This is a genomic window from Pseudomonas sp. S3_E10 (assembly GCF_054667615.1).
Genome location: NZ_CP162743.1, coordinates 3765757 through 3778459, shown reverse-complemented (window position 1 = coordinate 3778459; position 12703 = coordinate 3765757). Strand labels below are relative to the sequence as shown.

The following is a 12703-nucleotide window of genomic DNA, read 5'->3' as shown; positions in this document are numbered from 1 at the left end:
CCCCCTCCCACATTTAGTGTGTATTGCCAATTCCAGACCGCCCAGCGCACAAAACCCTATATAATGTGCGACTTTTAGCCATCCCTGACTCCCGAGGAGCTTTAGTGAGCACGTTGCCACCCTGCCCGAAATGCAATTCCGAATTCACCTACGAAGACGGCGCCCAACTGATCTGCCCGGAATGCGCCCATGAGTGGTCCGCCAACGGCGAGGCCGAAGTGGCCGGCGATGAAACCGTGAAGAAAGACTCTGTGGGCAACGTCCTGCAGGACGGCGACACCATTACCGTGATCAAAGACCTCAAGGTCAAGGGCACGTCTCTGGTCGTGAAAGTCGGCACCAAGGTCAAGAACATCCGCTTGTGTGACGGTGACCACGATATCGATTGCAAGATCGACGGTATCGGCCCGATGAAGCTCAAGTCCGAATTCGTGCGCAAAGTCTGAATACGTTGCTTCCATCCCGCGCCCGCCGCGGGATGGCGTTTTGCCCTCTCCGTTGACCCTTCTCAATATCCACACAGAAAAAAACCGGAAACCGCCAATAGGCTCTTGCTATTCCACGAATAAGAATTATTCTCATTGAAACCCATCAAGGAGATGCGCCCCATGACTTATTTGATCGATGCCTGGCTGGACCGTCCACACCCTTACCTGCGCATCCTGCATCGGGAAACCGGTGAAGTCTGTGCGGTGCTGGAAGAAGAAGCGCTGAATGAGCTACAGGACCAGGGCGACCTGGACGTCAATGGCCTGAGTTCGAGTGAACCGAGTGTGTTGAAAGAGGTGGTGCGTAATCTGTTTCTGTTCTGCTATGCCCGTGCGTTGCGCCCGGCGACAGAGCTGAATGGCAAATTCCATCCATGAAAAAACCAGCCAACAACGGTGGGAACGAGCAGGCTCGCTCCCACCGCTTCAGCAGGTCTTACAGAACGTCGAGCAGCTCGACGTCGAACACCAGAACACTGTGCGGCGGGATGCTGCCAACGCCTTGAGCGCCGTAGGCCAGTTCGCTCGGCACGTACAGGCGCCATTTGCTGCCGGCATTCATCAGTTGCAGGGCTTCGGTCCAGCCGGCGATCACGCCGCCTACCGGGAATTCTGCAGGCTGGCCGCGCTCGTAGGAGCTGTCGAACACAGTGCCGTCGATCAGGGTGCCGTGGTAGTGGGTACGCACTTGGTCTTCACGGGTCGGCTTGGCGCCGTCACCGGCAGTCAACACCTCAAATTGCAGGCCGGAAGCCAGGGTGGTGATGCCATCACGCTTGGCGTTTTCAGCCAGGAACGCCAGACCGGCGCCAGCCGCCGCTTCAGCCTTGGCAGCTGCTTCGGCTTGCATGACTTCGCGGATAACCTTGAAGCTGGCCGCCATTTGCTCTTGGTCAACACGGCTTGGCTTGCCTGCGAACGCGTCGGTCAGGCCGGCCAGGATCGCGTCCAGGCTTACACCCGGTGGCGGGTTGTCGCGCAGTTGGTCGCCCAATTGACGGCCAATACCGTAGCTGACGCGGGTTTCGTCGGTGGACAGATTAACTTCGGACATGAAGAGGCTCCGCTGTAGGACGACACGATTTCCCGCGCCATCCAAAACTAAAAGGGCCCGCAGACTAGCACACAAGCCCCCTTCCTGATGAGCCCCGCGTCTGGCGGCTATGTATCTACTACCGAGCCCCGGGTACCGGGCGACAAGCTGAGCCCCTCAATATCAAGGAGCTTCAGACATGACCCCCACCCCACTTGACCGCCCACCGACGTTCCAGGAGATACGCAACGACCTGGGACAGATCAGTGATTACCTGTTGCAGGGCGCCCCGATCAAGGCTCAGGCCAAACCTGAGGAACTCGTTGAGTTGGAGCGCCTGAACCAGGCCCTCAAAACCCATAACCAGACCCTGCTGCACAGTGCCCGCGCCCTGTATCAACCCGTTGAAAACAGCGACCTGCAGACGGCGCAGGGTAAGGCACTGATCACCCGGCTGAAGGCTGAGCTGAACCCAGCACTCAAGGAACTGGACGAGCGCACCCAGATCGAGAACAAGAGTCGCAAGACCTACCTCACCTTCGAGGCCGGCATTTTGGCCCTGGAACACGAGGCCAAGCTGCTCGCCAAGGATCGTCTGCTTCATCCGGACTGGAGCACAACGATCCAGAACATATCCCTGGGCCCCGACGCGCGCCCCGGCCTGTATGCACTGACCTTCACCTACCAGGACACACGTGTCGAAGTCGCCGGCGCCTTTGTGCTGACTGAAAAACCCACACCCGTGGTTACAAACCTGAGCGGCGACGCCAACGTTGGCCCCCTCCTGCTGTTCCTGCCTTCCCGCGGCCTGGAAGCCTTCGATTCGTTGGCGCAACTCGATACCTGGCTACAACACGCCGTTCACAGCGCCAGCCTGCGCCCAGCATTCGCCGACTGCCTGGCGCAGCAGTACCAAGCGCTCAGCGTGGCAGGAATCTGGCCCCTGGCCTTGGAAAAAATCGACGACGCGCCCCTTTTTGAACACCTCTACAACGCCCGCATCAGCAAGCGCACGCAGGACATCGAACGGGCACTGAGCCTTATCGACAACCCCGAGCACAGCGCAAGGCAGCTCTATCAATACCTGGACAAAGCCGTCGGCGCCGCCCTGCCCACCTACGACCAGCGTCTTGAGATGCGCGCCCAAGCCTTGTTGGAACGCAGCCTGCGCTACAGCGCACCGGACTGGTACCGCAGCGCCGATACAGCCAGGCGCACCTCGCTCGCCGAGCATGTTCAGCACTACAACCAGGCCCGCCAGGCACTGGCCGAGTTTTTTGGCCCCGCCGCCTCACCGCAGGCGCTGGCACACTATCAACTGATCGAACAGTTGGATGTCGATCTCGACATCCAGGACTTGGACCCCGATCAACTGATAGTTACCACGCAACGCCACGTGCCGCAGGTCGGTGCCTACGAGCATAAAAAGTCCCTGACCGACCTGGCCCTTCGCGGCCTGCATACCGGCGACGAAAATCCCGGCTCGGCCTTTCTCGAAAAAACCACGCTCAGTTACGCTGGCGCCCCACTGCCCGAGCGTTACCAAGACCTGACGCCGCGCTATCTGGCGCAACTGCTCAAAACCGTGCAGCCCCGCATGGCGTTCACCCAGCTCCAGCGTGAAATTCATGGCAGGCCCGGGCTCAAGGAGGCCATCCAGCACATGCTGGATCAACGCATCAATTGCCTGGCCTACGCCGCCCTGCTGCAACAGCACATCAGCGAGCCGGACTACCAACTGATCCAGAACCTGCGCCTGGGCAACGATCCGCGCCTGAGTGCATCGACCCTCTCGCTGCATGGGGCCCAACTCCAGGACCTGTGGGTACTGCGCCAGGTCGACAGCAACGGCAAGCCCATTCGCCTGTTGCTGTGTACGCCCTCCGCGCCCAGGCCAGAACAATTCATGGCGTTCGACAGTGAGATCGCCTGTCAGACCCACGTGCTGAGCTGGAGCCGAAACAGCGGCTCCGCTGCCGGCAAAACCATGAGCGATTACCTGCTGGAACGCGTTGCCCTACGGTTTCGCGAGGCCATGGCAAAAACCTTGATGGGCCTGAGCTTCAAGCCCCACGAACAGGAATACAAAGAAGTCACATTCGACACCCCCTGCAGCCATGCCGATTGCCTTGCCAGCATGGCCGCACATTTCATCGCCACCCAGTTGGACGACCACGACTCCAGCACTGCGCCGTGGTACCGATCGACGACCGCGGCCAACCGCAGCAAGTTGCTGACACTGGCCGACGACGCCGAAGGCGCGCTGCGCACCTACAACGCCGACCCGCAATCGGACAACGCCTTTGCCGGCTTCAAGGCCTATGTGCATCAACAGGCGAAAACCGCCCTTAACCGATTGCTTGGGCGTCGACAAGACGATGTCGACCCGGACAAGGTGTGGGCCTATTACCCCAAGCACTTTGTGACCTCGACACCGGCGCCGGTCAACTACACCACGCTGTACCGAGATGGGTATGACGACAGCATCGGTTTTCTGAACGAGGCATTCGCTGAATCCGCATCCTTCAAAGGCCCGGAAGGTATCGACCTGAGCCCACTGACTGCGCAGAAGGTCGCGGCGTCGGTGCGCGGTACCTGGATCGGCGAACGCTATATCAACCAAGTGCGTGCCAAGCTGCAAAACGCCAACAGCCCCGGCTACGACAAACGCCGCGAGGCGACCCTGGCAATCACGCAACTGCAAATGCGCAATGCCGCCCTGGAATGCCAGCTCAATGGCCATATCAGCAGCATGGATCTGGCTTGGCTTGAAGCCGCCATTCAAAGCATGGGCGATAAATCCGCAGCCGTTCGCCAGCAGTACAAGATCCATCGCCTGGTGATAGACGGTGACTGGATCATCGACACTTTGCTGTTCAGCCACGCGGATAACCCGGTGCTGCTCTACACCCCAAAAGCCCCCGATCACATCGTGTTTCGCGAAGCACGCCTGTTCAACCACACACTGAAAACGATCAGTGGGATGGTGGGCTACCTGACCAAGCGCGCGCCCATCCAGTCCCAGGCTCGCGTCGGGCAATTTCTTAAAAACGCCCGCGAGCAGCTGCCCGAGCACATCAATAGAACCACCCCCAGCGCGCCGCGCTACGACAGCCTCGAACGCGTCGCCCCGCTCATGGACTTGCGCCACGAGCTGTACAACATGAAGCTGCAACGCCGCATTGATGATGTGTTCGCCACCACCCATAACCGCACACAGATGATCATGGGGATTGTGTGGACCTGCGTTGAATGGGTCGTGGCGGTCGCGACCGCGCCCTTTCCAGTCCTGAGCCTGGGCACGGGCCTGCTGCTGGCCTTCAAGGACGCCATGTTGGCACTGGAGGCTTACGTTCAAGGCGATAACGATGCCGCCCTGCAACACCTGATCGGTTACTTGCTCAACGCAGGCGGCGCCTTGTTCACCGACCTGCGCCCCGCCCTCGGCTCGATCAAGGCGTTCAGCAAGCGCATACGCCCAAGCTTGCAAGGTACGCCTGCCAGCCAGGCCATCGCGCAGACGCGTTCTCTGCAAACCCCACTCCCATCACGCGAACACATGCAGCCGGTGCTGTTCCGTGGCGATTGGTACTGGGCGCCCGCCACGCCCGATCCGTTGGGGCGCTTCCTGTTGTTTCGCCTTGACCCCGCCAGCGGCCAGTTGCGTTCAACCGCACGACTGGTGGAAAAAACCACAGACGGTTGGCGACGTTCAGGCGTCGTGGGGGGCGCGCCCAAATATGAAAAACTGCCCGACACATACAACGCACTCAAGCCTTATGAAATCGATGCGCACCATTGGCGGGATGTCGAGCGCCTGCTCAAGCCGGACTTCAGGCGCTCACTGATCAGCGATGACCCGGTGCTTCCACGCCTGTATTTCGTCGACAAACATCGTGAACACATGGCACCCATTCATCAGGCGTACCTCAAGCAGGTCGACACGTTGAGCCGAGACGCCGAAGCGTTTTTCTCCGCCTCCAGGCCCAGCGTTGCGCGCCCTTCATTGCCGCCACTGGCCAGCGACGCCGCGCACCCGCAGATCCTTGATGCGCTGTTCAAACACAGCGACGGGTTGGTGCTCGGCGAGGTGAGCGAGTCGATCGCCAGCAAGCAGTTCCTGATCGATAACATGGGCGTGCTGGCCCGTCAGGGCGTCAAGCGCCTGTACATCGAACACCTGCCTAACGACGTGTTCCGCGAGAAGCTGCATAAACTCAACACCAAGGGTTCATCCCGGCATATCGAAAAACACCTGGGCAGCGTGGACCGTACCTTCAACCTCGCCGGCGGGTCTGCGCCGTCCTACCTGAACCTGATGAAAACGGCCCGCAAGCACGGCATTGAACTCAAGGCCCTCGACGCCGCGACCTCTTATGACTTGACCCACGCCTTCCATATCATCGAAAACGCCAAGGCCCCGCCACGCGCCAACGCCCTGCGCAATTTCTATTCACATAAAGCGATCAGCGCCGATCTGGCCGACCAGCCGGGAACACGCTGGGTGGCGCTGGTGGAACACAGCCGTGTACGCACCTCGGAGCAAATCCCCGGGCTGGCCGATTTGAACAACGCCATTGGCCTGCGTATCGACGACGTCGCCACGGACTCGGCGGTGGGCATCTGGAGCGACCCGGTGGATTTCAGGCTGAGGCTGAAAACCACTTACCAACCAGCCGCCCGCCCCCCTTCGCCGACGCTGCCGCCGCCCCTTGTGCCGACCGTGGCTGCGTTACCCGAGCCGGCCCACTTCAACACATTCGATGTTGCCCCAGCCCTCAGGGAACAACTGCGCAAACTGCAGATGATGCGCAGAGGCCTGGACTCAAACTACACGCTGGCGCTTCCTGAAGCGCAAGCGGCTTACACCGCCTTTATCGAAACCCGGCGGCGCCTTCTCACCACCGCCGATGAGTTCTTCAGTGATTACACGGCGCCTGCCAGGCCCTCGCTACCCGACCCAACGTTGCTGCGCACGGAAAAAGACTTTATCGAGCAGGCGTACGCTTATTCCTCGGGCTTGGTGATCGGCGAAGCCCATTCTTCGGAAGCGGCCAAGAAATTCTTCATAGAGCACATGGCCGACCTGAAAAAACAGGGCGTTCAAACCCTCTACTTCGAGCACTTGCAAACCGATTTGCACCAGCTCGAGCTCAGCGCCTTCAACCAGACAGCAACACTGGCCGACAGCCTCAAAGCATTTGTGCAAAGCCAAGACCTGGGGCAGATGCGTTTTTACGATGGCAAGACCGTCAACTACACCGGCCCGTACACCTACACCAACGTGTTGCAGGCGGCCAACAAGTACGGGATTCGCGTGCAGGCCATTGACTGCGCGGCGAGCTATAACCTCAAAGGGCTCAAACGCACCTCGGCGCCACTCGGCGACCCGGATGCCCTACGCAACGTGATGTTCAGCTACTTCGCATCGCGCGTGATAGCGGCCGACCAGGCCGCGCGCGGTGCGCACAAGTGGGTGGCGTTCGTGGGCTCCGCGCATACCGATACTTACCTCGGCATCCCGGGCCTGGCGCCGATACACGGCGTATTGAGTTTGCACATACGCGACAGCGCCACCCACCTCGCAAAAGGTATTGAGCCGGGTAGTTGGCAGGTATTCAGCGAAACCAAATGGCGTGCCTTGCGCAGTGACTTCGTACTGAATATGGGCTTTGAGCGTATAAAAGCCCCTGAGCCGTTCGTGCCGTTGGACCGCTCGCGGTTGAGGGACACCGGCCATTTCCTGATTGAGCGCCCCACGCCTGAGCAAACCAACCTTCTGCACAAATCCAACAGCGGTCAGGTGGTCTCCACGCCCATCCAGATGGATGACACCGGGCACTTTTTCATTGACCGCTGGGAGGCGCTCAAAGATCAGCGCTTCCTGTCGCAGGACAGCCTGATTCATGCACTGAGGTTCGTCATACAACTGACACCCGCACCGTAACCGCCCCTCATTGATTGCCTCCACCCGGAGGCAATCTTACCCATTCGTCGGGGGCCACCCCTGCGCGGCTAAAAAATTACTACAGCTCAAGATTTTGCGGCCGATACGGGCGTACACCTTTGTGTGCTGGCATCAAGAACAAAAACTTCCAGCTCCAGAAAACAAATCGACTGCGTGCCTGGAGGCATAGTAATGAACAGCTGGTTCGGTAACATCAGCGTCAACCTCAAACTGGGCCTGGGTTTTGGCCTGGTGCTCGTCCTCACCTCGATCCTGGCCCTTACCGGCTGGACCAGCCTGGGCGGCCTGATCGACCGCAGCAACTGGATGAGCGACATCACCCAGCTCAATGCGTCGCTGACCAAACTGCGTATCGTGCGCTTGCAATACATGCTGGCCAACGGCGACGAAGCCGTGGCCCAAAACGTACAGACCAGCCTCGACGCCTTTGCCGCCCAGCAACAGAAACTGCTCGACAGTTTCAAGAGCCCGGAAAACGTCAAGCTGCTCAACGAACAGAAAGCGATCATCACCGCCTACCAGCAGTCCCTGAACAAAATGCGCGAGGCTTACCGTAACGGCAACGCCTCTCGCCAGGTGATGGGCGACAAGGCCGACATCGCCAACGCCCAGATCAACGCACTGGATGCCACGGTGCAGCAGATGCCAGACAGCCCGGAACGCTTCGCTCAGTTCCAGGCCGTGACCAATGCCAAATTCGAATTCCTGTCGGCCCGCTACGAAGTGCGTGGCTATACCGCTAACGTCAACCCCGACACCGAAGCCCGCGCTGCCGCGCAGATCGAAAAAACCATCGCTGGCCTGAAAGACCTCGGCAGCGCCTTCGGCGCCAGCCAGCAAAGCGCACTGAGCGCGTTGGAAACCGCCCTGGGCGCGTACCGCACCGCCGTGCAGAACTACAAGGCGGCCAACGCCAACATCGTCGCCGCCCGTGCCGAAATGACTACTCAAGGCGCAGACATCGTCACCATCAGCGACAAGCTCTACGAGATCCAGCTCAACCGCCGCGACGCCGAAAGCGCCCAGGCCCGCAGCCTGCAATTGACCAGCACCTTGCTGGCCCTGCTGGTTGGCATCATCGCTGCCCTGGTTATCACCCGCCAAATCACCCGCCCATTGCAAGACACCCTGGCCGTGGTCGAGCGGATTGCCTCGGGCGATCTGAGCCACAACATCCAAGTCACCCGCCGCGATGAACTGGGTGTGTTGCAACAAGGCATCCAGCGCATGGGCAGCACCTTGCGTGAACTGATCAGCGGGATTCGCGACGGCGTGACGCAAATCGCCAGCGCCGCCGAAGAGTTATCGGCCGTGACCGAGCAAACCAGCGCCGGCGTCAACAGCCAGAAGATCGAGACCGATCAAGTCGCCACCGCGATGCATGAAATGACCGCCACGGTGCAGGAAGTAGCGCGCAACGCCGAACAGGCTTCGCTGGCGGCGGCGGATGCCGACGGCCAAGCGCGTGCAGGCGACAAGGTGGTGGCCGAAGCGATCGCCCAGATCGAGCGCCTGGCCGCCGAAGTGGCGCGCTCCACAGACGCCATGAGCCATCTGCAACAAGAGAGCAATAAGATCGGCAGCGTGATGGATGTGATCAAGGCCGTGGCCGAACAGACCAACCTGCTGGCGCTCAATGCGGCGATCGAAGCGGCGCGTGCCGGTGAAGCCGGCCGTGGGTTTGCGGTAGTGGCCGACGAAGTGCGGGGCCTGGCGCAGCGCACGCAGAAGTCCACCGAAGAAATCGAAGGCCTGGTCGCCGGCTTGCAGAACGGCACCCAGCAAGTGGCCAACGTGATGAACAACAGCCGCAGCCTCACCGACAGTAGCGTTGAGCTGACGCGCAAGGCCGGTGTATCGCTGGAGAACATCACCCGTACCGTCTCGAACATCCAGTCAATGAACCAGCAGATCGCCGCCGCGGCCGAACAGCAAAGTGCCGTGGCCGAAGAGATCAGCCGCAGCATCGTGAATGTGCGCGATGTGTCGGAGCAGACGGCCACGGCGAGTGATGAGACCGCCAAGTCGAGTGTGGAACTGGCACGCTTGGGTAGCCAGTTGCAGCAGATGGTCAGCCACTTCCGCGTTTAAACCCGGCCAATCACCGTGGCGAGGGAGCTTGTTCCCTCGCCACCGCCGTTAACTGACCGGCATTACCTGCCGCTCAGCCCTCGCCTTCCTCGACAAACACCACCCGATTGCCAAATGGGTCCTTGATGCTCATCTCCCGCGAGCCCCAGGGCGTTTGCTCAACCCCAGGCTTGGCGTAACGGTAGCTCTTGCCCTGCAATTGCTGCTGGTACACATCCACGCCTTGCGCCTGAATCCGCACCGCCGCACCCGGTGAGGCATCGCCATGGTGCTCGGACAGATGCAGCACGCACTCCCCCAACGACACCTGCAGATACAACGGGAAGTTCGCCTCGAAACGATGCTGCCAATCAACCTTGAACCCGAGGAAGTCCACGTAGAACTCCAGCGCCTTGGCTTCGTCGAATATGCGCAAAATCGGAACGACTTTCCCGCACTGCACAGGCTGCTCCATGACGTCAGTACTCCCTATTGATGGACCGCCACACTAACCGAGAAACAGGCGTGTGTGAACGTCAGGCCAGGCGCGCCTACCGCTGGCGAATGCGGCGGATCCTGCTGCTGCCCACCAAGTCGTTATCCAGATGGACCTCATCAAAATCAAAGGCCCCTTCGGAGAACCCTTTGAGCCCTCCATTCGCACGCGCGTGTGCGATCTCACCCGGATCCATGTGCTCGCGAAGCTCATAAAATTGCGGGTTGAGGTCGATATTTTCATTCAAGGAAACGGCCGGAATGCCCTGGCTGTCGATTTCATAGAGGTTGTAGTTGCCACCGAATTCGCTGTCCCCGAATTGCATGGCGCCCTCCATGGAACGCGACGTGACCAGCACATTGCCGTCGCGCATTTTTTCCGCTCCGGCAAAATAGTTGGAGTTCATGAAACCGTAATGCTCGGGGTCGCCACGGCGCTCTACACGCTCGGCCTTCTCTACGCGATAAACCTTGGGCAAGTCGGTGCGTTCGATCATGCCCCGACTGTTGAAATACCCACCGGCCGGCAACTGGACATTGGCCTGGAACGGGTTTTCCCGTATGACATCGCTGTCATCGTAGGGCCTGTAGTCCGCCGATGATGTGGCGTCGGATGCCACAGAATCCGGCGAGTCAGGCGAGTCAGGCGAGTCAGGCGAGGCCGGCGAGGCCGGCGACTGCGCCTGCGGCTCGTGCAGTTTCAGCCTTTTTCCGGAGCCTGCCTGCTCTTCATCAACACGAGGGCCGGAAGCGGCGCGCCTGCGGCCAGGCTCAAGGTAAACCTCCATGGTCGGATCCCAGGCCGGGTTCAACTCGGGCTCGGGCAGCGCCAGCGCATGCGGCCGGGTCGGGCTCATCAATACGCCGACCTGCCCGTTGACCCGCCTGTAATTGAAGAACGGCTTGGCACCCCCGCTATTCACGCCGGCGGAAGCCGTACGTTCAGCAGGCGCCCGGGCGGCACCCAACGAAGCGCCGGCTTTGCCCGCCGCATGAAAGAACGCAAGCGTGGCAACATCCATGACCGCCCCCTGCAACCCTGCCTGCCGCTCGGCCTGGGTATCACCCTCTACGGCTTTGTCGACTTCCATTCCCACCTGGGCGCCGAGTGCCGCGCCGCCGATGGCGAGGCCGATAGGCCCCAGTAACGCCAAGGGAATGGAAAGCAGCGCATTCCCCGCCTGTAGCATGCCCAGCGCGTTGTCCTTGTAGACCTCTGCGTTGGATTTCATTTCAGTGTCGGTGTCGCTGGCAATCCGCTCTCGCGTTTGCCTGGCCATCACCGAAAACACGTCCTCGGCAATCGGGTAGTTGCGGCTGTTGATGTGGTTACCGTTCGCCGCCATGGTCCCGGCGCCTATTTTCTGTAGCGCGCTGTCGACGCCGTTGACACTCAGAGCCCCGAAAATACCTTGCTGGCGATCCTTGAGGGAGAAGTGCTGGGCCAGCGCCATGGCCTTGGCCGGGTCCTTGCCTTGCTCCGCCACCCAGCGGTTCAACGCCACGCGGTCATTGAATTTGAGGAGCGCAGGCGTCGCGCCGGGTACATACAACACCTCGGAGCCGTCCCTGGAGACAAACCGCAGAATATCGCTGGCGACGTACCCATTGATGTCAAAACCCAACACTTTGCTATCCGGATCAGGGGCCGCCAGCGCCAGACACTGTGCCGGGGTCGCCGGCCCCTCCAGTGGCACATTCGCAGCCGCCGCCCTCATCACGCTTTGATAATCCTGCGGGCTCAGGCCTTCAGCAGGGTTTGCCTGGTGAAGCGCCAAGGCCGCCTTGGCCTCCTTGACGAATTGCCCCTTGGCCATGGCTCGCCATTGCGGCATGTGCCCTGACCAAAACGCATCGAGCTTGGCCAGCACCTTCTTTTGCAGGTCGCCCTCGCGCACGATGTTCAACAGTTCGCTGGGCTTGAGGCGCAATTCGTTGTCGGCGTCATAACGGCCCTTTTCCGGGCCATCCAGATAGAGGCCATAGGCGGCATCCAGATCACGCCAGCTTTCCGTCAGTTGCGGCACATCGTCATGGATTTTCGAATAGATATAACCAGGCCCGGTTCTATCAAAGATCGTTCGCCCCAGGCGACTGAAGAAATCCGACACGCTTTCGCTGTGGAAGATGGAGAACGGACTGACATTGGACGACAGAAAATGCGTCACCGCCTGGGCTTCGCCGATTGCGCCATAACGCTCCGCCGAAAAGAAATCACTGGCGACAGCGTCGGTCAGCGTCATGGTTTTTTCGGGGCGGCCGTTGTGCTGCCAACCCGTAGACGTGCCGCCGGACGCTACGGTATGAGTGCTGGAAAACTGATGCAGGTAGGTTTTGTCCGGATCAATTCGCTGGCCGGTGGCAGCGAAGACTTTGTCCTGGATCCAGGCCTTGATCGTGTCGCGAGGAAAAGGAAATGCCCCCATGCCTTCAGCGAGGGGCGTTGGAGCCGACTTGGTGGGCGCAGCGGCGCGACGGGGAAGGTGGCTCGCATAATCTTTGTTGAAGCAACGCATTTCAGCCAGGGGTGCTCGCATACAGGTTCTCCATGAAAGGGCCTGCATCATAAGCAGTGCCCTTTCAGGGGCAACGGGCCTTTTGTAAGCGCTCATTAGCCCGATATCCAGCTCTGCACGTGCGTTTCAACCG

7 protein-coding genes and 1 pseudogene are annotated in these 12703 nt (G+C 60.3%); 5 read left to right on the top strand and 3 right to left on the bottom strand.

What is annotated here, in order from left to right:
• Positions 1–104 precede the first annotated feature (104 nt).
• Positions 105–446, top strand: a complete 342-nt coding sequence (locus AB4N98_RS17210) for a zinc ribbon domain-containing protein YjdM (protein WP_017531129.1) — start codon at positions 105–107, stop codon at positions 444–446.
• Positions 447–608: 162 nt separating this feature from the next.
• Positions 609–866: a PA4570 family protein gene (locus AB4N98_RS17205; RefSeq protein WP_017531130.1), complete on the top strand. Its 258-nt coding sequence runs from the start codon at positions 609–611 to the stop codon at positions 864–866.
• Between the two features lie 58 nt (positions 867–924).
• Here the strand turns inward: AB4N98_RS17205 and AB4N98_RS17200 are convergent, their stop codons facing one another.
• Complete coding sequence (locus AB4N98_RS17200) at positions 925–1542, bottom strand: FKBP-type peptidyl-prolyl cis-trans isomerase (protein ID WP_017531131.1); 618 nt, start codon at positions 1540–1542, stop codon at positions 925–927.
• A gap of 178 nt (positions 1543–1720) precedes the next feature.
• Here AB4N98_RS17200 and AB4N98_RS17195 point away from each other — a divergent pair, with 178 nt between their 5' ends.
• From AB4N98_RS17195 to AB4N98_RS17185, 3 genes and pseudogenes are all read left to right on the top strand, one after another.
• Positions 1721–7468, top strand: a complete 5748-nt coding sequence (locus AB4N98_RS17195) for a membrane-targeted effector domain-containing toxin (protein ID WP_267864548.1) — start codon at positions 1721–1723, stop codon at positions 7466–7468.
• Between the two features lie 192 nt (positions 7469–7660).
• Positions 7661–8677, top strand: a pseudogene (locus tag AB4N98_RS17190) (methyl-accepting chemotaxis protein); the annotation flags it as partial.
• Between the two features lie 39 nt (positions 8678–8716).
• Positions 8717–9580 carry a methyl-accepting chemotaxis protein gene (locus AB4N98_RS17185; RefSeq protein WP_411736595.1) on the top strand — a complete coding sequence of 288 codons (864 nt, stop codon included), beginning with the start codon at positions 8717–8719 and terminating at the stop codon, positions 9578–9580.
• Positions 9581–9653: 73 nt separating this feature from the next.
• On the opposite strand, the gene AB4N98_RS17180 is transcribed toward AB4N98_RS17185, so the two are convergent.
• Positions 9654–10022, bottom strand: a complete 369-nt coding sequence (locus tag AB4N98_RS17180) for a glyoxalase superfamily protein (protein WP_116079762.1) — start codon at positions 10020–10022, stop codon at positions 9654–9656.
• Positions 10023–10110: 88 nt separating this feature from the next.
• Positions 10111–12591, bottom strand: coding sequence for a dermonecrotic toxin domain-containing protein (locus AB4N98_RS17175; protein ID WP_068933584.1), 2481 nt, complete (start codon positions 12589–12591; stop codon positions 10111–10113).
• Between the last annotated feature and the right edge of the window lie 112 nt (positions 12592–12703).